Raw genomic sequence first — 21,230 nt, forward strand, 5'->3', positions numbered from 1 at the left:
AACGTTTAAAAACATATTCATTTATTCGTACGTGCACAGCTGGCTTGGGGGTAGGGTGGTTGGAAAAAAGGATGAGGGGAGAATCAGGGAGCTCGTGCGGCCTTCTGCCCGGCAAGCCGCTCGATGATCTTCTGGTTGATCTCGTCTCCGGTGATAAGCCTGCCAGCCCTGACCGCGCTATCGACGAATCCGCGACCGGTATCGCTCCTGACAATCAGGGTGGTGAACCCGTCCGGCGAACCGATAGCTCCCGCTGAGATATCAGCATCGACGGCGGTGAGATCGGTGCAGACCCGGCATCCCGGCCGCACGCACGCTTCCAGTTCGTCGAGAGGGATCGAGGTGGTCGAACCGTCTTCGAGGAGAATATCGAGTTTTCCCTTCACGTCGAGGCGCCGGATCTGCCAGGGCTCGATCCGGTGCTCATGCCGGAGTTTTCCTTCCATGAGCTTCTCGTAATCGAAGGTCTCCGTGCAGAAAAGGCCGATGACGAGGCGTATCGATCTGCCGAACGGCCTTAAGAGATCGTGCTCGCTCTCGCGTAGCGCCTTCGTCGCCCGCACCACGCAGGGGACGCCCACGATAGCGATCCTCCGGTATTTCCGGTTGATCGCCGCCTCTTTCAGCGAGGCCAGGAGCGGCACCCACCAGGAGTAGCGGCTGCCGGCGTGATGAATGAGGGCGTCCGATGAGGTGATGACGGCCGAGGAGGGCCTGAGCGTCCAGCGGTCTTCCGTAACCGTGACCACGGCGTCGATAAGCCCCTGTTCGAGGGCGTTTGTCAGGATAGCGGTCACCGCGCCGCCGCTCTGCTTCCTCTCCACGTCAAATGTCGACTGTGCCGAGACGATCCCGGTATACGAACCGAGCGGCGTCTCCGGCCGGAACAGGGTGGTGCGGGGACAGACTTCGTAGCAGGCCCCGCAGGGAACGCCATCGATCACCGCCTTGCAGTATCCGGAATTGATCGGAGCACGGGTGTCTCCTGCCGGAAAGTGGAGCGCGTCCGCCGGGCAGACTGCGACGCAGGCGCCGCACCCGGAACAGGTCTCCTTCAACCAGACCTCCGTCTCCAGGTCTTTGAATGTCTTCTTCTCCATGCTGATCTACTCCCACGTGTACTTGCCTGCAAACGGCCGTGCGCTCGCCGGGACGATCCGGGTGAACTCTGCGTTGAGGAGTTCTGCCGGATCGAGGTCGAACGCCCCGGCAAACTCACGGATCACCGGGGCGATCCGCTGCCGGTCATCTTCGGTGAGGGGCAGTTTCTTTGCTCCGACACCAAGGCGACTCCCATCGACGTCGCCGCGAATGACGATCTCCCCGCCGTGGATTCCGCTCCCGACGCCGCGCCCGAAATATTCGCTCCCATCCATGCCGAGCACGATGAGGAGCCCTCCTGCCATGTATTCGCCGAGGAACGACTGTGCGTTCCCGCCGACGACAAGAATGGGGCGCTTATCGTCGTACTGCTTCATGTGAATGCCGCCGCGGTAGCCGATATTGCCCCGCACGAAGACCGTACCGCCGCGCATGCTGTGGGCGACTGCATCGCCGGCGCTGCCGTGGATGATCACCTTCCCCGCATTCATGGTGTTGCCGGGCGCATGGTCGGCATTCCCGTGGACGATGCAGGTCGGGCCGCTCATGAACATGCAGAGGTCGCCTCCGGGGACGCCGTTAACGACGATCGTGGCATCCCCCCGGAGGCCGTTTCCGATGAACCGCTGCCCGAGGACGTTATCAATGATAATCTCCCCGGCACCGTCGGCGACCGCCTGCCGGATCTTCTTGTTGAGAGGGGTGTAGTGCATCCCTTTAGCATCGATGGTGACCGTTTTTCCCATCTGGTTCACGCTCCCACCTGTTTGACGTCGAGTACGCTCATCAGGCTCTCGTCGAGCATGTAGCCCCGAAGGCGGTCGCGGTTTCCACGCAGGCTTTCGATGCTGTTGATGCCGGCAGCGCCCATCAGCTCGGCGAGTTCGAGCGTCCATGCATTTATCAGGTTGGCCACCTGCTTCGATGCGACGTCGGGGTCGAGACGATCCACGAGGTTCTGCTGCTGGGTGGCGATCCCCCATGGGCAGAGGTTGCGGTAGCAGCTGCCGCAGACGCGGCACCCCATCGCAACGAGGGCGGCGGTGCCGATATAGACGGCGTCCGCCCCGAGGGCGATTGCTTTCGCGACGTCGGCGCTCTCCCTGATGCCGCCGCTCGCTATGATCGATACCTCGTTCCTGATCCCCTGGCCGCGCAGCTTCGCATCCACGCTCGCGACCGCCGCCTCGATGGGGATGCCGACGTGGTCTCTGAAGACGCGTGGCGCCGCCCCCGTTCCTCCCTTGAAGCCGTCAAGAACGATGGCGTCGGCACCCGACCGTGCGATGCCCGCGGCGATCGCGGCCGCGTTATGGACAGCGGCAATCTTGACGAAGACCGGTTTTTTCCACTCGGTCGCCTCTTTTAAGCTCCTGACGAGCTGGGCGAGGTCTTCGATACTGTAGATGTCGTGGTGGGGAGCAGGGCTGATAGCGTCGCTCCCGAGCGGTATCATCCGGGTGCAGGAGACGTCGAGGCAGACCTTCTCCCCCGGGAGGTGTCCGCCGATACCTGGCTTCGCGCCCTGACCGATCTTGATCTCGATGGCGGACCCGCGCTCGAGGTAGTCGATATCGACACCGAACCGGCCGGACGCTATCTGGACGATCATATGATTCTGGTAGGGATAGAGCCGTTCGTGCAGTCCTCCCTCACCCGTACCCATGAAGGTACCGGTCTCTGCGACCGCCCGGGCCATCGAGAGCTGGGCGTTCAGGCTTATTGCACCGTAGCTCATATGCCCGATCATGATCGGCGTCTCGGCCTGGAGATTCGGGACGAGCTCGGTGACGAGTTCGACGTCGCCGTTCTCCTTCTTCTTCACCTCGATCCGCGACGGTTTCTTGCCGAGGTAGGTGCGCACCTCCATCGGCTCACGGAGCGGATCGATGCTCGGATTCGTGACCTGGCAGGCGTCGAGCACCAGGCGGTCGAAGATGATGGGATAGTCGAGTGCGTTGCCCATCCCGGAGAGGATGATCTTGCCGGTCTTCGCCTGATTGTAGATCGCTTCCCGCGCCTGCCGCGTCCAGACCGGGTGGCTGCGGTAGTCGCAGGGGTACTCTTCGAGCATGATCGCGTCCCGGGGGCACATGGCGAGACAGCGGTGGCATGCCGTACACTTCCGGGAATCGATCATGATCTTCTCTCCTTCCCGCCGGAATACGCCGTACGAACAGTTTTCGATACAGCGTTCGCATTCCATGCAGCGTTCGCGGTCGATACTGATCCGGTAGCGGAGCGGCGTGCTTCCAAGACTCATACGACAAACCTCCCTATGACGGGCTCGCCCGCCGGTGGCATGTTGATCCGCTCGACGTTCGGCTCCATGGCGCGGATAGCGGCCTCTTCGCTCGAGATGTAGAGGCGGTCGCCGCATTCGCCGACGACGAGGGGGCGCAGTTTAATCCGGTCGGTGAACCCGACCATCGCATCGTGGTTGGCGACGACGATGGCGAACGGTCCGTTCATCATCGCAGGGCCGTATGCAAGCCTGATGGCACGGTTCAGCTTCTCTCGTGCCTCGGGCATCGTGTCGATATCGTCCCAGAACGGTGGCGCGAGGGCGCGGACGGCGAGGTCGATATCGAGCCCGTGCTTTCGCACCAGGTGGTCGAAGAGATAGGCAACCACTTCGGTGTCGGTGAACATCGTGCACTGGTAGCCGTAACTCTCGATGTGCCGGCGGTTCGTCCCGTATGAGGTGATCTCACCGTTGTGAACGACGCTCCAGTTCAGGAGATTGAACGGGTGCGCTCCTCCCCACCATCCGGGCGTGTTGGTCGGGTAGCGGTTGTGCGCAAGCCAGATGTAGCCTTTGTAGTCCTCTATGCGGTAGAAGTCGGCAACCTCTTCCGGCCAGCCTGCAGCCTTGAAGACTCCCACGTTCTTTCCCGATGAGTAGATGAGCGCACCCTTCCGGGCGGTGTTGATCCTCATCACGATCTGCGCCACGATATCGTCTTCGGGCGACCTGCTGTGGGACATCCTGTTTGGGTCTGGCTTGAAGAAGTACCGCCACGGGATATGTATTGCCCGCAGGCCCGGCTGGTCGTAGGTCGGGATCCTCTCGTCGTGGACGATCGTTCCCCACTGTTCGAGCGTTGTGTCGACTATGCGCTTCGTTTCATGAGTATTATCAAAAAACACATGTAACGCATAGCAGTCTTTATATTCCGGATAGACGCCGTAGGCTACGTATCCCGCCCCCTCTCCACTCCCGCGCTCATTCATCATGGAGAGAGCACGCTTAATGGCGGAACCGTCCATTCGCTGGCGCCGTCGATCCATTACTCCAATTATGCCACACATTGTAATCACGAATGATCGAGTCTGGTAGGAATTCTTCGAGACTTCGATACGGTATCCTAATCAGGCTTCTGCGTACATCATGTTTGTATCAATAGGTATTTATTAGATTGGATAGAAGTTTTCTTCCATATGCCCGGAGATGCAGTTACGGAAATGCTCGAGAGAATCGAGAAAGACAACGTTAAATTCCTCCGTCTTCAGTTTACTGACCTTCTCGGGATGCCCAAGAACGTGGCGATCCCCGTAAGCCAGGCGAAGAAAGCACTGACGGACGGTATCGGTTTTGACGGGTCTTCTATTGAGGGTTTTGTCCGGATCGAGGAATCCGACATGCTCTTAAAGCCGGATCTTGAAACCTACACGGTCCTCCCCTGGAGGCCACGCGAGAATGCCGTCGCCCGGTTCATCTGCGACGTGCACAAGGCCAACGGCGAACCGTTCGAGGGAGACCCGCGCTACGTCCTCCGGAAGGCCATGGAGGATGCGAAGAAGGATGGGTACACCTTCAACACGGGCCCCGAGCTCGAGTTCTTCCTCTTCAAGATGATCGACGGAAAGCCGACCACGCTCTTCCAGGACGTCGGCGGCTACTTCGACCTTGCCCCGACCGATCTTGCCGAGAACGTTCGCAGGGACATCGTCATTGCGCTCGAAGCAATGGGCTTTGAGATAGAGGCTTCCCACCACGAGGTCGCCGAGAGCCAGCACGAGATTGACTTCAAATACAGCGACGCCCTGACGACCGCCGACCGGGTCGTGACCTTCAAGTTCGCCACCAAAACGTTGGCGCTCATGGCCGGCCTGCACGCGACCTTCATGGCAAAGCCGGTCTACGGGATCAACGGGAGCGGCATGCACGTGAACTGCTCGCTCGCAAAAGACGGGAAGAACGCCTTCTACGATCAGGGCGGCAAATTGCAGCTCTCCGAGACCGCATACTACTTCATCGGCGGCCTCGTGAAGCACGCAAAGGCGATCACCCGCGTGGCGAACCCGACGGTCAACTCCTACAAGCGCCTGGTGCCCGGCTACGAGGCGCCGTGCTACATCAGCTGGAGCGCGAGCAACCGGTCGGCCCAGATCCGTGTTCCCGCCCCGCGCGGCAACAGCACCCGTGTCGAGTTCCGGAGCCCCGACCCGACCTGCAACCCGTACCTTGCCTTCGCGGCGATGCTCGCTGCCGGTATGGATGGTGTCCGGAACAAGATCGCGCCCCCGGAGAGCACCAACAAGAACATCTTCCACATGACCCTTGCCGAGCGGCAGGAAACCGGCATCGAGACGCTGCCCGGGAATCTCTACGAGGCAAATTTGGCGCTCCTCGCCGACGACGTCGTCTGCAAGGCGCTTGGAAAACATATTGTGGATGCGCTCACCTGCATCGCAGAGGCCGAGTGGGATTCGTTCCGCACCGCAGTGCACCCCTGGGAAGTCGAGCGCTACCTGGCAACCTACTAATACCTTTTTCCATCCGGGTGGACACCGGTCGCCTTCCCGGGTGCATCTGCTACCGAAGGCTGCCTTTAGGCGCCTTTAATCCGGTGGATCCCTGATTACTTCCTGAAAAATCGTCGTTTCTCTCTTTTTCCTCTGCTGATGTAAAAACAAATGTATAATATCCAGTGGATGGAACCTTCTTGTGTCCGCTATCGTGAGGTATAGCGATGAATCTTAGACAACCGAATGCTAATGAAGCAATTGGAACCGCCAACCGGTCGCGGAACGTCGTTCCGATGTCCGGCCTGTGCACCCGTTGTGTCGACGGGTGCAAGGGGAGCTGCGAAGTCTGGCTCTCCTCGTTCCGTGGCAGAGAAGTTCTCTACCCGGGGCCTTTTGGCGAGATCACAGCAGGCGCAGACAAGAACTACCCGATTGACTATTCTCACCTGAACATCCAGGGCTATGCCGTGGGCGCCAAGGGACTGCCCGAGGGCGTCGAGGCGAACTCCGACTCCGCCGTCTTCTCCGCGGTCGACACGGAGACCGAGTACGGCTGGGACATTAAAGTCCCGATGCGCGTCCCGATCTTCACCGGTGCACTCGGGTCGACCGAGATCGCCCGTGCGAACTGGGAGCACTTTGCAATCGGTGCTGCAATCTCCGGAATTACGCTGGTCTGCGGCGAGAACGTCTGTGGCGTTGACCCCGAACTTGTATTGGACAACAAGGGTAAGGTCAAGGAATCGCCCGAGATGGACCGCCGTATCGGGACCTACAAGAAGTTCCACGACGGCTACGGTGAGATCCTGGTGCAGCTGAATGTGGAGGACACGCGGCTTGGAACCGCGGAGTACGTCTCCTCGAAGCACAACCTCGAGACGATCGAGCTCAAGTGGGGACAGGGTGCCAAGTGTATCGGCGGCGAGATCAAGGTCAAGACGCTCTCCCGGGCTACGGAACTGAAGAACCGGGGCTACGTCGTTCTTCCCGACCCGACCATCCCCGAAGTGCAGAAGGCCTTCGAGGACGGTGCGCTCAAGGAGTTCGAGCGTCATTCCCGCCTTGGGTTCGTGACCCGTGAGGGTTTCCTCGAGGAGGTCGACCGTCTCCGTGATATCGGGTTCAAGCGGATTACGTTAAAGACCGGCGCGTACTCGGCAGTCGAACTCGCCATGGCGCTCCGCTACAGTGCCGAAGCGAAGATCGATCTGCTCACCATCGACGGTGCGCCGGGCGGCACGGGTATGAGCCCCTGGCCGATGATGAACGAGTGGGGTATCCCGACCTTCTACATCGAGTCGCTCACCTACCAGTTCGCAGAAAGGCTCCGCGAACGTGGAATCCGTGTCCCCGACCTCGCTATCGCCGGTGGGTTTGCGGACGAAGCGAACGCCTTCAAAGCACTTGCGATGGGCAGCCCCTATGTCAAAGCGATCTGCATGGGCAGAGCCCTCATGATCCCCGGTATGACCGGCAAGAACATCGCGAAGTGGCTCGAGAAGGGAGAGCTGCCGAAGACCGTCATGAAGTACGGCAGCAGTGTTCCCGAGATCTTCGTCTGCTACGAAGAGCTCAAGGAGAAGTACCACGACCAGATCGACGAGATCCCTCTCGGTGCGCTCGGTATCTACTCCTATGCCCAGAAGTTCAAGATCGGCATGCAGCAGATCATGGCGGGCAGCAGGAACTTCAACTTAAAGACCGTCTCCAGGAACGACCTGATGGCGCTGACCGAGGAGGCCGAGAAGGTATCCGGCATTCCGTACGTCATGAGTGCCTACCGGGACGCAGCAGAAGCAATTCTGGACTCCTGATCGGAAAAGCATCTCCGGGAGTGCGGGAGGGTGCGGGGAGAAACCCTGCATTCCCCCTCCGTTCTTTCCCGTTCTATCAAACGGAATGCATGGGCACGTTGTAAGGCTCAAAAAAGAGTAGTATCTTTCTCTTCTGACTATCAGCAGCACTGCTTGCCGCCGGCCTCTTCCCCCTCGAGGAGAAGCCCGCCGAAGAGTACTTTCTCAAGCACCTCTGCGACGTACTTCATCTTCTGGGTGGTCTCCGTATCCTCGTAGCGGTGGATATCCGCGTAGATCTGGAGGCGGAGAAGGCCGAAGCGCAGCTTATCGAGTTCGTCTTCCTTCAGACCCATCGCCTCACGGTAGATCTCCTCGATCAGGAAGGGGAACTCATCGAGGTCGGCAAGTGCCGCGACGATGGGGGTGAAGACAGGGAGCTCTTCACCCCGACCGGTGAGGATCGTACGGGTGTCCATCTTACCCCTCGATCTCGTTGATGAGGGCTTCCATGACGTTGTTGATACTCGCCCAGGTCGGGTTGTCTTCGGCGGTCCTGATGATGAAGGGACGGCCCTCGTCCGCAGCTCGCCGCATCTCCGGGTCGAGTGGAATTGCGCCGAGGAAGGGTACACCGAGCTCTTTTGCTTCCTTCTCGCCGCCGCCCTTGCCGAAGATGTCGATCTCCTCTTTGCAGTGGGGGCAGACGAACCCGCTCATGTTCTCCACGATACCGAGGACAGGGAGTTCAAGCTTCTTGATGAACTCCGCGGCTTTGCTCGAGTCCATCACCGCAACATCCTGCGGCGTGGTGACGATGACGGCGCCGGCGATATTCGGCGCGAGCTGGGCGATCGTGAGTGCCTCGTCGCCGGTGCCCGGCGGCAGGTCGACGACCATGAAATCGAGGTCTCCCCAGTGGACATCCTCGAGGAACTGCCGGATGACTCCCATCTTCATCGGGCCGCGCCAGATGATGGGCGTGCTCCTCGCGGGCAGCAGGAACGCCATCGAGACGACGCCGAGCGTGCCCGTGACCCGGACGGGCTCGATGATCTTCCCATCGTAGGACTGCAGCTTCGCCTCCTCGACGCCGAGCATCTTCGGGATGTTCGGGCCGTGGATATCGAGATCGATGAGGCCGGTTTTATACCCGTGGTTGGAGAGAGCGTATGCGAGGTTCGCTGCAACCGTGCTCTTTCCGACTCCGCCTTTGCCGCTGAGCACGAGGACGACGTGTTTGACGTTGACGTTTGCCTTCGGGGGAAGGCCGTGCGCTTCCGTTTTGCGCGGGTCATCGCACTTTGTCGCGGATGGGCAGCTGGCGCAGTTGCCGCTGCAGTCCTCTCCGGTAGGTTGGTTGGATTCTGCCATAGTACTTATGCTCCGTGGTATGTAGTGAAAATATCGAGCTATTATATATTACCGGTAAACGCAACAAAAACATAGTGGTGAGGGCAAAAGATCCGCCGGAGTGCGTTTCGATCCCGGTGCCTCATCCCCCGGCGGCAGGCGGAAAGAGGGTGACGATATCGCCGTCGGCGAGCGGTGTTGCAAAACCGCCGGTAAAATGAATGTTTCTCCCGCTTTTGAGGATATTGACATACGGCCGGAGTTCCCCGCCGTCGATAAAGAGTGCCGCTCCGAGCCCCGGGTAGCGGTCGGTCAGGATATCGAGAAGGTCCCCGACGGTCGCTCTCTCCGGCACGCCGACGGCGATCTCCCGGGGCATAACCTCCCGGAAACCGGCGAACGCTTTCACGGTCACATGCATTGTGTCATTCCCCTCCGAAGGACGCTGCGGCTCTTGCAGGTCTCCGGCAGATCCGTCTTTTTGTGCGTGATCCCATGTGCAGACAGATCCCGGTTCGGTGGGCATCCCATATGAACCTCGCGACGTGCCCGCCGGGGACGAGTCAGGTACTTATCAATCCCCCTGAGTTAATGTTTTTTAGGAAATCTGCGGATATAACCGAGATCTGCCCGTCAGGAGATCGGAGAGATTTATTATACCCCGGGATCCCATTGGGGCTCTGGTGCTGTTCATGAACGGGTATGCAGACAGAATTCTCTACGTAGATCTGACCCGCAGCTCGACTGAGACCCGCCCGTATCCTGAAGACTGGAAACGACGGTACATCGGCGGCCGCGGCCTTGGGATCCGGCTTCTCACCGAGATGGTAGATCCGATTATCGATCCGCTCGGTGCGGAGAACGTTCTCATCTTCGCCACCGGCCCTATCGCCGGCAGCGGGTTTCCGATCGGATCGCGCTACGACGTCATCACCAAATCGCCCCTGACCGGTACGTGCACGTCGGCGAACTCGGGCGGGAAGTTCGGCACGGCTATGAAACGCGCCGGGTACGATGCCGTCATCTTCACCGGGAGATCAGAAAAGCCCGTCTACCTCTTCCTCGATAACGGCGGTGCAGAGCTCCGTGACGCTTCCGATCTCTGGGGGAAGACGACCAGTGAGACCGCAACGGCGGTGCAGCAGGAGCACGACGATCCCGGGATCAAGGTGGCGTGTATCGGTCCCGCCGGCGAGCGCCTCTCCAGGATCGCCGCGGTCATGAACGAAAACTCCCGTGCCGCCGGGCGCGGCGGCGTCGGTGCCGTTATGGGGTCAAAGAACCTCAAGGCGATCGCGGCGCGGGGGAAGGAGTCGATCGGGGTTGCCGACCGGGAGGCGTTCCTCCGGCTCAAAGGTGAGATCGGCTCGAAGATCCGGGAGAATGCGATATCGGGCGGAGGACTTTCCCGTTTCGGAACCGCCGTCCTCGTCAATATCATCAACGAGAACTACATCCTCCCAGTCCGGAACTTCCAGGAGAGCCACTTCCCGAATGCGGAGGCCGTCTCCGGCGAACATATGACCGAGACGATCCTCACCGGAAAGATGGGATGCCAGGCCTGCGTTATCCAGTGCGGCCGTGAGGTCGAGATCGAGGGCAAACAGATGGAAGGGCCTGAGTACGAGACGATCTGGGCGTTTGGGCCTGACTGCGGCATCGACGATCTTGCGATGATCACAAAGGCAAACCAGCGCTGCAACGACCTTGGCCTCGACACCATCTCGACCGGGGCGACCATCGCCTGTGCCATGGAACTCTCTGAGAAGGGGTATCTCGGCGAGGAGATCCGGTTCGGGGATGCTGCGAAGATGTACGACCTCGTCCGGATGATCGCGTACCGGGAAGGGATCGGGGACGAGCTCGCCGAGGGTTCGTACCGGTTCGCGGAGAAGTACGGCCACCCCGAACTCTCGATGAGTGCCAAGCGGCAGGAGCTTCCCGCCTACGACCCGAGGGGGCTGCAGGGGCACGGCCTTGAGTATGCCACCTCCGTCCGGGGGGGCGACCACGTCTACGGATACATGATAGCCCCCGAAGTGCTCGGCTCTCCGGAGAAACTGGATCCGTATACGAGTGAGGGTAAAGCGGTCTGGACGAAGATCCTGCAGGATCTCACTGCCGTTATCGACTCGTCGGGAAGCTGCCTTTTCACCTCGTTCCCGCTCGGGGCGGGGGATTATGCGGCGATGATCGCGGCCGTCACCGGTTTTGCCATCGACGGCGACGGAGTGCTCGCTATCGGCGACCGGATCTGGAACATGCAGAAGATCTTCAACCTCAAAGCCGGGTTCGGGAAAGAGGACGATACCCTCCCGCCGCGCCTCCTGAACGAGCCGCTCACGGAGGGCGCTCCAGAAGGCCGGGTATGGGAGCGCCAGCCTCTTCTCGATGAGTACTACCGGGCGCGGGGGTGGGACACCGAAGGTCGCCCGACCGCGGAGAAACTCCGGGAGCTTGGGATCGAGTCTCTTGCTCCGGAGGCTGCCGGCATCCCCGGCAGGTGACCTTACCGCTCCTCTCTCTTTATCCGCCACCCGCCGGTTGCTGCGGGAATGCAGTCGATCTCGGGTGAATATGGTTTGATGTCCAGCACCGGTGTCCCGTCGAGGGCGTCAAGACCCCGGACAGCAAGGACGGCACCGCTACGGGAGATCAGATCTACAATGCCGAGCCCGATGGGGTTCGGCCGGGCCGGGGATCGGGTGGAAAAGACCCCTTTCTGTGCGCTTTCTCCCGGAGGCGTGGCGAAGAGCAGTCCCCGCTCTGCCCGGTCGAGCCAGTACAGGACGATCAGGTGGCTGCTCCCTTCCACGTTCTGCAGGCCGGGGGCGAACTCCTCGAAGATATGAATCTCGGCGGTCGTATCGACGAGCCGCCCCTGCCGGGGTGCGTCGCCGCGCTCCCGGTACGGCGAACGGACGACCCCTATTGGAATGCACTCCATGCACGCTTCACGTTCCATAGTCAGTCATGTCTCCTCTGTGCTCCTCCATACGTATCAAGCGTCTCGTTGCAGAGGCGGTCGGCGATTCTGATACAGGGATGTTCCCGAGGAACGCTGACGAAAGAGACCGCCTTGAAGGCCGCCGCACGTTGCAGCACCTTTTGATGGAGTTCTGCAAGATGCTCTTTCCTGATGCGGTACTGCCCGGTGAGCTGCCGGACGACGAGCTCGCTGTCCGAGTGGACGACGACCGTTCCCCCGGTATGCTTCCGGGCTTCGGTCAGTGCATTGATGACCGCGTGGTACTCGGCGACGTTGTTCGTCGCCCGGCCGAGGTAGCCCGTCTGCGATTCGACGATGCTGCCGTCCTGTACGACTACGAATGCCCATGCTGCGGCTCCCGGGTTGCCGCGGGAAGCTCCGTCCGTATAGATGGTAAGTATATCTCCGTTCGTCATGAGTGTATCCTGCCTTACCGGCGGCGGAGGCGGTTCATTTCGGCCGCCTGCATCTGAAGGGTGATTGTCCGATCTGCTCGATGTTATGTATATCCCTTTGCAGGTACCCTTCTACCGTACTACCTTAATAGTCGGGTGGTGCAGAGGCACCCCCATGCTTGATATGGGCAGGGTCATCGAGGATGCATCGCTCCGCGATCGAAGCCATGTCTTTGAAGACCGCACCGATGCAGGGAGAAAGCTTGCGGCATCTCTCTCCACGCTTGAGGACATAGAGAATCCGGTCGTCTGCCCCATTCCTGCGGGCGGCGTTCCTCTCGGGATTGAAGTGGCGCGGGCGCTTTCGGCACCGCTCCGGATGGCCGTTGTCCGGAAGGTGCAGATCCCCTGGAACCCCGAGGCCGGGTTCGGTTCCGTCACCTGGGACGGACGCGTTTTCCTGAACCGGGCTATGCTCGCCGGGCTCACGCTGACTGACGAGGAGATCGATGCGGCCGTCGACAAAGCACGGCAGAACGTCCGCGAGCGGCTCGGGCGGTTCTCGAGCGGTCGGCCGGTTCCGTCCCTTGAGGATGCGACTGCCGTCCTGATAGACGACGGGCTTGCCACCGGGTATACGATGCTTGCTGCCGTCGAGGCCGCGTCGGCAGAGTCGCCCCGGCGCGTAATCGTCGCTGTTCCGACGGGTTCGCTCCGTTCGGTTGAGTTCATGGCGGAAAAGGCCGATCTGGTCGTCTGCCTCAATATAAGATCCGGCTACTCGTTTGCGGTCGCCGCGGCATACAGGAGGTGGCACGATCTCTCCGATAGCGAGGTGGAGAGCTTGCTCATCCAGGCTCGTGATATGGGACTCTTTTAGGAGCGGTCTCTCCCGGCATAACCTCTTTATACCACGTGCCTCATGGGAGGCGGAGGAGTTCTCCATGGATGGCCTCTACATCAATCTCGGGTTTAGCGTCTTTCCGCAGAAGTACACCTGCGATGGAACGAATGTATCGCCGCGTATCGAGATCCGCGGGATCACAACGCCATACTGTGCCGTCATTCTGGAGGATCCGGATTGTCCCGGTGGAACATTTACCCACTGGCTGATCTGGAATGTCGCCGGCAGCGGCAGTCTTCCCGAGGGACTGCCCGCGAGGGGAAAGATTACGGATCCCGTCACCGCGGTGCAGGGCAGGAACGATCACGGTACTCTCGGCTACTACGGACCATGTCCACCGCGGGAATCGACGCACCGGTACTTCTTCCGGGTCTACGGTGTCCGGGAAGAGATCGATCTCGACCCCGGAGCGGACAGGGTTGCCCTTGAAGAGGCGCTGGAGGATCTCATTGAACAGTACGGGGAGGCGATGGCGGCGTACGGGAGGAAGATTGAGGCCTCACCTGGCGTATAGCCTCTCCTCGCCCTTCCCGGTCGTGGGTGCCATGCGGGAGTGAACGAACCGTCCCCGTGCACAATGATTTTATACCAGGTTTCCCCTCCGGGATACCTCGAGGAGGTATACAATATGGATGGTCTTGACGTGCGGCTTGGATTTGACCGCTTTCCCAGGGCATACACCTGTGACGGTGACGACACCTCGCCGGGCATTACGATCGAAGGTCTGCTGACTCCGTATCTCGCCGTCATTCTCGACGACCCCGACTCTTCCGGGGGGACGTTCACGCACTGGCTCATCTGGAATATTCCGGCGACCGATCAGATTCCCGAGGGGATTCCCCCGCTTGGGAAGGTTGAGTATCCGATTCCGGCAGTTCAGGGGATGAACGATTTCTCGCGAGTGGGTTACGGCGGCCCCTGTCCTGCACGGGGCGAGTCGCACCGCTATTTCGTCAGAGTCTACGGGATGCCGGTGTTGCTCGATCTGTCTCCGGGCTCGACCCGGATCGAGCTTGAGACCCTTCTTCGGGGAACCGCAACGCAGTATGGTGAGACGATGGCTCTCTGCGAGCGTGAGTGGGTGCCGGCAATCCCGGGCCGGTAGCGTAGCTTACCCGTCTGGGTTCGGTATCCGCCGTTCCCTTTTTAACTTCTGCGATGCACCTCCTGCTATGGCTGCTGCTGTCGAAAAGCTGACTGTCTCCCTGCCTTCAGCGGAGTTTCGTATCTGGAATACCTGTGACGGCGCCGATCTCTCGCCCGAACTTCGCATCGGTCATCTTAAGCCGGAGGTTCGGTCAATAGCGGTCTTTGCGCTGAACCCCGCAGAAGAAGGCTGTTCCTTTACATCCTGGCTTGCATGGAATATCGACCCGTTGTCTCTCATCCCGGAGGGTATCCCGCCGCAGGGCGTCGTAACCGCTCCGGTGAACGCCGTGCAGGGAACGAACGATTACGGCACGCTCGGGTATCGCGGCCCGTGCCCGCCGAGGGGAGAGACGCATCGCTACCATTTCAAGGTCTACGGGCTCGATGCTTCGCTGAATCTTCCCGCAGGCGCCACCAAACATGAGCTGATCGAGGCGATGAAGGGGCATGTGCTCCAGTTCGGCGATACCGTGGCTATCTACGGGAGGTGACGCTGTTTTTCCTCCCCCGGCCGTTCCGGAGGAAGAGGAGTCCCGGCGCTGCCGGATTGATACCAATCCTTTTATAATATGTTCCGCAATCCGGGAGCGGAGCGTGATAAGATGCATCCGTTGACGGTGACGCTGGAATTCGAGGATTTCCCGGATACGCATACCTGCAGCGGGGAGGATGTCTCTCCGCGGATCATAGTGGAGGGCGTACTGCCAAACATCGTCTCCCTTGCCGTGGTGGCGACGAGCAGCCCTGAAGTGGGGCCTTCGAAGACTTCGTGGGTGGTCTGGAACATCGAACCGGCTGGGCCGATCCCGGCGGGGATACCGAACGAGGAGGTGGTATCTTCTCCGGTTCGGTGCGTTCAGGGGAGAAACGACTTCGGTATCATCGGGTACCGGGGACCGTGCCCGGAGCCTGGAGAGACGGAGGCGTACCTCTTCCGGGTATATGCTCTTGATCTCACTCTCCACCTGCCGCCCGGCGCGAACTGGGAGGAGCTGGTCAGGGCTATGGAGGGGTCGGTGAATCAGATCGGCGAGGCGGTCGTACTCCGGACGGGCTGATCGGGAGCGATGCGGTTCAGGAACAGAGCGGCGCCTACAATCACTACGATCCGGCCGCCCGGCGGCAGGGGTGCGAAAAATGTCCCGGAAGGACGGTTTTCCTCTTCCGGAGGCTCCCGGGAATGTGTCGGCAGTCCGAGAGCCCGGACAATTGCTCTCGAAAGTGAGTGGATGGGAGCCTCCTGCCTACCGTGGCAGCGGAGGGCTCTGTTTCTCGATAGTATGCGCGAGTTTTCCCATCTCGTCGCTCAGCATGCGTATCATATCATCCTGGGTGATGATGCCGATCAATCTGCCGCTGTCGTCAACGATTGGCATTCTCCGTACTCCTTCCCGGGCAACTTTCTCGATCGCCTCGTAGATGCCCATATCGTCCCTGAACGTAACCAGATCTTTCGTCATGATCTCTTCCGCCGTGACATCCTCCGATCTGGCGCCCTTTGCAAGGATCCTGACCACGAGGTCGCGATCGGTTACGATTCCGGCGGGTCTGTCCTCACTGGTGACGACCATGACGCTCCCGACATTTTTATCGTCCATGATCCTGGCAATCTCAACGGCGGGTGTATCCGGCGAGACCGCCACAACCTCTTCCCGGCAACAGTGCATAAGTCCCATGATGCATAACCTCCACCGTCCCTGATCGCGAAATGCTATATTAAAGTAACCCGTCACGCCACCGTTCATGCATCGCCGCCGTGGGGCGCCCCGCACGGCACCGCTGGTGCAATGGAGATTACATGGAGGCGAAGATCCGAAAAAAGAGCACGAGCCTGATGGGGCTCAGCACTTCATCTCCTCGGAGAGGTATTTTCTTCAAGCACCCGTCATCCGGTCTGGTTCCCACTGCCCGAGACCGCCCGCACCTGACCGTCTTCGACGACCAGCGTAGCCTCGGGCGGGATGCCGCCTCCCGGCTGCACGGTCCCGTCGGCATTCATGCCCACGGTCTCCTGCCCCGTGACGGTCCCTCCTCCGATATCCACCTGGTTTTCGCCGATGGAGATGACCCCGACCCCGCTAAAAGCCGTTACGTTGGCAACGGGAGCGATGACGTATTCCCCGTTCTGAGTTACGAAGAGCGACTGATCGGCAAGGAAGTCGAATCGCACGACTGCGGCCGCATCCATGGTCACCGTGAGGTTGGTGGTGACCGTAAACTCGGTCGACGGCATGGTGGCACTCTGGGCACCGGCGGCATCGACGACCGTCGGATTCGAGAATACCAGCTCGATCCGGTCGTAGGCCCCTTCGGCGACGTAGGTGTCGACCAGCGGTAGTTCCGCAGCGTCCTGCCGGAGCTGCGCCAGATCGATCGTCTTTGGCGTGAACGAGAGCTCCTGCCATCCGGCGGTGGCGTTATGCAGCCTGATGCTCTCAACCTGCATGGAGATACTGCTCACCTGCCCGAGATCCGCCGCTTCATCGGTTACCGTAACGGCGAAACGGCCGAGTATCTCCTCTTTTTCACCTGCATCCGATACATTCTGCGTCTGCCCTGCCTCAGCCGGGCCGGTCGTCACCGGCGTCGTCTCTCCAGTATCGTTCGGCTCAAGCGGCGTTGTACATCCCGCGATAACCAGGGCTGCCAGCACGAGGATCGCCAGGAATCCTCCTCTCATCCGGTTCATGGCATCACCGGGGGTGAATCTGAATGGTAGTATAAAAATACGACTGATGAATCCGCTGCTGCCGGGATCCTGTATCCTGGCTATACGCTATTGGCGCCTCTTCGTTCTCCACATGTACCTGCAGGGTTTTTAGACTTCCAGGCAATCGTTGCCGCGCCATCTTCCCGGGACGCCTGCCGGGGGGCGGGCTGGCTTCCTGACGGCTCTCTTCGTACGCTTGCAGGTGCCTCACCCCGGGCGAGTTCCTCATTCACGCTACTCGCCGACTCATTTTTATATCCCTGCACGAAAGATGCTCATATCCTGAAATGGACTGGATCGCTATCATCCTGATCGTGGCAGGGCTCTGTCTCTTTGAAACGATATCGAGCATCGACAATGCCATCATCAATGCCGAGGTGCTCTCGACGATGCAGGAGCGGGCGCGGCGGTGGTTCCTGGTATGGGGACTCCTCATTGCGGTCTTTGTCGTCCGTGGGATCCTCCCCTGGCTGATCGTCTGGGTTGCGACGCCTTCGCTCGGGCCTGTCGGAGCGCTCTTTGCGACCTTTTCAAGCGATCCGGCGGTGATAGAGGCTATCGAGGCGTCTTCGCCTATCCTCCTGATCGGGGGCGGGACGTTTCTCGTCTTCCTCTTCTTCCACTGGCTCTTTGTGGAGGAGAAAAACTTCGGCCTCCCGGGAGAGCGGTTTTTCTCGCGGCAGGGAGTCTGGTTCTTTGCTATCGCCTCGATCCTGCTGGCCGGTATCGTCTGGTTCGCCCTGCAGCAGAGTCCCCTGATGGGATTCGGGGCAGTTGCCGGCTCGACGGCGTTCTTTATCGTTCACGGGTTCCGGCAGAATGCCGAGGCGCAGGAGGCAAGGCTCACCGATCGGAACCTTTCCGATGTATCCAAGATATTCTATCTCGAGGTCATCGATGCGACGTTCTCCATCGACGGCGTCATCGGGGCGTTTGCATTCACCTTTGCCGTCCCGCTGATCCTGATCGGTAATGGCCTTGGGGCATTCGTCGTGCGGGAGCTCACCATTCGGAACATCGAGCGGATCAAGTGCTATCTGTACCTCAAGAACGGGGCGATGTACTCGATCCTCGTCCTCGGGACGATCATGATCCTGGACAGTTTCGGCATCCACATCCCGGTGTGGCTCGCTCCGGCAGCCACATTCATCATCGTCGGCTATTTCTTTTACAGGTCGGCACGGTGTCGGGTAGGGATGGGTGTGGGGGTATGAAAGTGTGTCTCATCGCCTTCCCCTTCAGGCTCCGGTCATCCCTCTATTTCGTGCTTCCCTCCGTCTGATCCGAGCCTTGTAGTACTCATGCGCGACGAGGAGCAGGATAGGGAAGGGCACGAGGAGCAGCAGGTACTCCGGTGGCACGAACGCGGTGTTGAATATGAACTGCACCGGTGGGAAGAGGAGGAGCAGGGCGACCCAGAGGACCTCAAACCCTACTGCTGCGAGCAGAAGGCGATTTGAAAAGAAGCTCCTGCTGAAGAGCGGGAACTGCCACGACCGCAGTGTCCAGACGTTTGCGATCTGACAGAAGACGGCGCCGAGGAGCGTCATGGTCATCGCCTGGTAGTGGAGCGTGGTTCCGCTGATCGAGAGATCGCCGTACTGCCATCCTGAAAGGAAGAGGAATCCTAGAAATCCGGTCATCGCCGCCGTCGCTTCGATCATCCCGAGAAATGCATATCCGCGTTTGAAGACCTCCCGGTCGAGGATTTGCTCATTCTTTCCGACCGGTGGCCGGTCCATGATATCCTCTTCCGGTTGCTCTTTTCCAAGCGAAAGGCCGGGCAGGAGGTCGGTTCCGAGATCGATGGAGAGGATCTGGATGACGGAGAGCGGGAGGGGGATTGCGAGGAAGAACTGCAGGATATAGGGGATTATCTCGGGCATGTTGGACGAGAGGATGTAGGTGACGAACTTTTTGATGTTGTAGTAGACCGTTCGCCCCTCTTCGATCGCCGCCACTATCGACGCGAAGTTATCGTCGAGCAGGATAATGTCGGCAGCCTCCTTGGCAACTTCCGTTCCCCGCTCTCCCATCGCAACGCCGATATCCGCTTTCCGAAGCGCCGGAGCGTCGTTCACCCCGTCACCGGTCATGGCCACCACTTCGCCGTTCCGCTGCAGGATCCCGGTGATCCGCAGCTTCTGGTCGGAAGGCATCCGGGCAAAGAGGATATCCTGTGCCTTAAGAAGATCTCCGAGTTCGTCGTCCGAGTAGTCCAGGATCTCGTCCCCGACGATCGCCCTATCCACTGAAAGACCGATCGTTTCGGCGATCGCCATCGCGGTGAACGGTGAGTCGCCGGTGAGGATCATCACCCGGACACCGGCTCTCCGGCACGCATCTACAGCACCAGGCACCTCCGCACGCGGAAGATCCATGAATGCCACGAGGCCGAGACAGATGAGCCCGCTCTCGTCATCGCCCTCCTTATACGCGACGGTCAGCACCCGGTATGCTTCCTTTTCAAACTCCTCGGCACGGGAGAGGAGGCGGTCCCGCATCTCCGCAGTGAGGATCCGCACCTCGTTGTCTTCATCGAGGTAGTAGCCCGACTTTTCGAGGATCACCTCCGGAGCGCCTTTCGTGAAGATAAACTGCCGGCTTCCCCTCCGGTAGATCGTCGACATCATCTTCCGGTCGCTCGAGAACGGGATTTCACCGACCTTTTCGTAGTCCGATACTTTGATATCGGCTTTGCGTGCCGCAGCAACGATGGCAAGCTCGGTCGGATCCCCGAAGATCGCGTTCTCTCCGATCGTCGCCCGGCAGTCCAGCAGTCCTGATGCAAGGAAGAACCGCAGCCGTTCTTCCGAACCCTGCACTGCCTGCCGGAACGAGAAATCTCCTTTCTGGGAGTAGCCCTCGCCGGTAATAGTGATCTCCTCGCCGCTCGTCAGGTAGATATGCCGTGCCGTCATCTCGTTGCGGGTCAGGGTGCCGGTCTTGTCGGTGCAGATGACTGTCGCGCTCCCGAGGGTCTGGACGGCGTCGAGGTTCTTGACAAGGGCATTTCTCCCGGCCATCCGCTGGCTGCCGAGCGAGAGTGAGAGGGTGATGGTCGGAAGCATCCCTTCGGGCACGTTCGCCACAATCAGCGAGAGCGCGAATATCGCGGCGACGAAGAGTCCTCTGCCCGAAAGAAAACCGAGGATAAAGAATATTGCTCCGGCCAGCAGTGCGGCGAGGGTGAGGATGCGGGTGATTCTGACGATCTCACGCTGCATCGGGGTCGGCCTTTTCGTCACCTCCTTTGAGAGTTTTGCGATCTTCCCAAACTCCGTCGCCGTCCCGGTGGCAAAGACGGCCGCAACTCCGTTTCCCGAGACCACCGTGGTGCCGGCGAAGACGACGTTCCGGCTTTCAAGAAGCCGCTTTGCTTCGCCCGGCTCAGATGTCCGCTTTACGGGACGCGACTCCCCGGTGAGGGTTGCCATATCGGCATACAGGGAGTTTGCCTCGAGCACGACGGCATCGGCAGCGATCCTATCGCCTTCTTCCAGTATCAGAATGTCTCCGGGAACAATCATCCTGGCGTCGACCCTCTCGACGGCTCCGTTCCGGCGGACACTGACCTGTGGCGGAATAAGTTTTAAGAGGGCTTCAACCGTCCGTTCCGCTTTGTACTCCTGCCAGAACGTGAAGGTGGCATTGACGATGACGGCACCGAGGACGGCTACGCCGAGGATATCGTAGCCCTCGCCGGGAGAATAGACGTTGGCAATAAATGAGAGCAGTGCCGCGACTTCGAGGAGAACGGCAAAGAAACTGGTGTATTGCTTGGCATACTCGAGAACGTAGTTCTTGCGCTTTGCTTTCTCGACCTCGTTATACCCGGTGGTCTTCAACCTCGTATCGACTTCGCTCCCGCGAAGACCCTCCTCCCGGGTATTGAGATGAGAGAGGACCTCTTCCTTCGGCCGGGAATAGATGAGCATGGCTGAGTACCCCGGATGTGGCTCCGGTCCTGAGTGTGCACCTCCAGGTGTCTGATCCTATATGAAGATGGCCGTCTGCGGGGGATGCCGGTACCGTTCCGGGAACGGTATGGCCGCGTCCATGGCGTGCCGCCATGGCCTGTGGG

At 60.0% G+C, this 21,230-nt stretch carries 21 protein-coding genes; 9 read left to right on the forward strand and 12 right to left on the reverse strand.

The features are described from left to right. Window positions 1–83: 83 nt before the first annotated feature. Genes ABH15_RS02250 through ABH15_RS02265 form a run of 4 tightly spaced genes read right to left on the reverse strand, consistent with a single transcriptional unit; the run spans window position 84 to window position 4,413 of the window. A complete protein-coding gene (locus ABH15_RS02250; RefSeq protein WP_128692733.1) occupies window positions 84–1,100 on the reverse strand; it encodes a Coenzyme F420 hydrogenase/dehydrogenase, beta subunit C-terminal domain in 1,017 nt (338 codons plus the stop codon). 6 nt (window positions 1,101–1,106) lie between these two features. Beyond that, window positions 1,107–1,847 (reverse strand): GltB/FmdC/FwdC-like GXGXG domain-containing protein, encoded by a 741-nt coding sequence (locus ABH15_RS02255; protein WP_128693220.1) that lies wholly within the window; start codon window positions 1,845–1,847, stop codon window positions 1,107–1,109. Between the two features lie 5 nt (window positions 1,848–1,852). Next, window positions 1,853–3,364, reverse strand: coding sequence for a glutamate synthase-related protein (locus tag ABH15_RS02260; RefSeq protein ID WP_128692734.1), 1,512 nt, complete (start codon window positions 3,362–3,364; stop codon window positions 1,853–1,855). Further along, the gene (locus ABH15_RS02265) at window positions 3,361–4,413 is read right to left on the reverse strand and encodes a class II glutamine amidotransferase (protein WP_128692735.1); all 1,053 of its coding nucleotides are present in this window, start codon (window positions 4,411–4,413) and stop codon (window positions 3,361–3,363) included. The genes ABH15_RS02260 and ABH15_RS02265 overlap by 4 nt, the downstream gene beginning before the upstream one ends. 129 nt (window positions 4,414–4,542) lie before the next feature. Between ABH15_RS02265 and glnA the strand changes: the two genes are divergently transcribed. Together glnA and ABH15_RS02275 are read left to right on the forward strand one after the other, a co-directional pair. Next, window positions 4,543–5,871, forward strand: a complete 1,329-nt coding sequence (glnA, locus tag ABH15_RS02270; RefSeq protein WP_128692736.1) for a type I glutamate--ammonia ligase — start codon at window positions 4,543–4,545, stop codon at window positions 5,869–5,871. Window positions 5,872–6,077: 206 nt separating this feature from the next. Continuing rightward, on the forward strand, window positions 6,078–7,667 hold the full coding sequence (locus ABH15_RS02275; RefSeq protein WP_128692737.1) for an FMN-binding glutamate synthase family protein: 1,590 nt from the start codon (window positions 6,078–6,080) through the stop codon (window positions 7,665–7,667). A gap of 140 nt (window positions 7,668–7,807) precedes the next feature. Here ABH15_RS02275 and ABH15_RS02280 read toward each other — a convergent pair whose 3' ends face one another. The 3 genes from ABH15_RS02280 to ABH15_RS02290 all read right to left on the reverse strand — a co-directional run bounded on the left by ABH15_RS02280 (window position 7,808) and on the right by ABH15_RS02290 (window position 9,420). After that, window positions 7,808–8,125 carry a hypothetical protein gene (locus ABH15_RS02280; protein ID WP_128692738.1) on the reverse strand — a complete coding sequence of 106 codons (318 nt, stop codon included), beginning with the start codon at window positions 8,123–8,125 and terminating at the stop codon, window positions 7,808–7,810. Between the two features lies 1 nt (window position 8,126). Then, complete coding sequence (locus ABH15_RS02285; RefSeq protein ID WP_128692739.1) at window positions 8,127–9,020, reverse strand: Mrp/NBP35 family ATP-binding protein; 894 nt, start codon at window positions 9,018–9,020, stop codon at window positions 8,127–8,129. Between the two features lie 121 nt (window positions 9,021–9,141). After that, complete coding sequence (locus ABH15_RS02290; protein ID WP_128692740.1) at window positions 9,142–9,420, reverse strand: ubiquitin-like small modifier protein 1; 279 nt, start codon at window positions 9,418–9,420, stop codon at window positions 9,142–9,144. A 271-nt stretch (window positions 9,421–9,691) separates the two neighbouring features. On the opposite strand from ABH15_RS02290, the gene ABH15_RS02295 reads away from it, so the two are divergent. Further along, the gene (locus ABH15_RS02295; protein WP_128692741.1) at window positions 9,692–11,506 is read left to right on the forward strand and encodes an aldehyde ferredoxin oxidoreductase family protein; all 1,815 of its coding nucleotides are present in this window, start codon (window positions 9,692–9,694) and stop codon (window positions 11,504–11,506) included. A gap of 2 nt (window positions 11,507–11,508) precedes the next feature. Here ABH15_RS02295 and tsaA read toward each other — a convergent pair whose 3' ends face one another. Further along, window positions 11,509–11,964, reverse strand: a complete 456-nt coding sequence (gene tsaA / locus ABH15_RS02300; RefSeq protein WP_241647979.1) for a tRNA (N6-threonylcarbamoyladenosine(37)-N6)-methyltransferase TrmO — start codon at window positions 11,962–11,964, stop codon at window positions 11,509–11,511. Between the two features lie 2 nt (window positions 11,965–11,966). Continuing rightward, entirely contained in the window at window positions 11,967–12,404 is a 438-nt protein-coding gene (locus ABH15_RS02305; protein WP_128692742.1) for a ribonuclease HI family protein, read from the reverse strand. A 154-nt stretch (window positions 12,405–12,558) separates the two neighbouring features. On the opposite strand from ABH15_RS02305, the gene ABH15_RS02310 reads away from it, so the two are divergent. The 5 genes from ABH15_RS02310 to ABH15_RS02330 all read left to right on the forward strand — a co-directional run bounded on the left by ABH15_RS02310 (window position 12,559) and on the right by ABH15_RS02330 (window position 15,494). Beyond that, window positions 12,559–13,263 (forward strand): phosphoribosyltransferase, encoded by a 705-nt coding sequence (locus ABH15_RS02310; protein ID WP_128692743.1) that lies wholly within the window; start codon window positions 12,559–12,561, stop codon window positions 13,261–13,263. A 64-nt stretch (window positions 13,264–13,327) separates the two neighbouring features. Then, the gene (locus tag ABH15_RS02315; protein ID WP_128692744.1) at window positions 13,328–13,801 is read left to right on the forward strand and encodes a YbhB/YbcL family Raf kinase inhibitor-like protein; all 474 of its coding nucleotides are present in this window, start codon (window positions 13,328–13,330) and stop codon (window positions 13,799–13,801) included. A gap of 114 nt (window positions 13,802–13,915) precedes the next feature. Continuing rightward, on the forward strand, window positions 13,916–14,392 hold the full coding sequence (locus ABH15_RS02320; RefSeq protein ID WP_128692745.1) for a YbhB/YbcL family Raf kinase inhibitor-like protein: 477 nt from the start codon (window positions 13,916–13,918) through the stop codon (window positions 14,390–14,392). Window positions 14,393–14,459: 67 nt separating this feature from the next. Further along, entirely contained in the window at window positions 14,460–14,927 is a 468-nt protein-coding gene (locus tag ABH15_RS02325) for a YbhB/YbcL family Raf kinase inhibitor-like protein (protein WP_128692746.1), read from the forward strand. Window positions 14,928–15,038: 111 nt separating this feature from the next. After that, window positions 15,039–15,494, forward strand: coding sequence for a YbhB/YbcL family Raf kinase inhibitor-like protein (locus ABH15_RS02330; protein ID WP_128692747.1), 456 nt, complete (start codon window positions 15,039–15,041; stop codon window positions 15,492–15,494). Window positions 15,495–15,680: 186 nt separating this feature from the next. Here the strand turns inward: ABH15_RS02330 and ABH15_RS02335 are convergent, their stop codons facing one another. Both ABH15_RS02335 and ABH15_RS02340 read right to left on the reverse strand, forming a co-directional pair. Beyond that, on the reverse strand, window positions 15,681–16,112 hold the full coding sequence (locus tag ABH15_RS02335; protein ID WP_128692748.1) for a CBS domain-containing protein: 432 nt from the start codon (window positions 16,110–16,112) through the stop codon (window positions 15,681–15,683). Between the two features lie 209 nt (window positions 16,113–16,321). Continuing rightward, window positions 16,322–17,125, reverse strand: a complete 804-nt coding sequence (locus ABH15_RS02340; RefSeq protein ID WP_128692749.1) for a DUF4382 domain-containing protein — start codon at window positions 17,123–17,125, stop codon at window positions 16,322–16,324. A 308-nt stretch (window positions 17,126–17,433) separates the two neighbouring features. Here ABH15_RS02340 and ABH15_RS02345 point away from each other — a divergent pair, with 308 nt between their 5' ends. Continuing rightward, the gene (locus ABH15_RS02345; protein WP_128692750.1) at window positions 17,434–18,360 is read left to right on the forward strand and encodes a DUF475 domain-containing protein; all 927 of its coding nucleotides are present in this window, start codon (window positions 17,434–17,436) and stop codon (window positions 18,358–18,360) included. A gap of 24 nt (window positions 18,361–18,384) precedes the next feature. On the opposite strand, the gene ABH15_RS02350 is transcribed toward ABH15_RS02345, so the two are convergent. Next, window positions 18,385–21,084, reverse strand: a complete 2,700-nt coding sequence (locus tag ABH15_RS02350) for a cation-translocating P-type ATPase (RefSeq protein WP_128692751.1) — start codon at window positions 21,082–21,084, stop codon at window positions 18,385–18,387. Window positions 21,085–21,230 lie beyond the last annotated feature (146 nt).

Origin of the sequence: Methanoculleus taiwanensis (assembly GCF_004102725.1) — an archaeon.
In the GTDB taxonomy this organism is placed as follows: domain Archaea; phylum Halobacteriota; class Methanomicrobia; order Methanomicrobiales; family Methanoculleaceae; genus Methanoculleus_A; species Methanoculleus_A taiwanensis.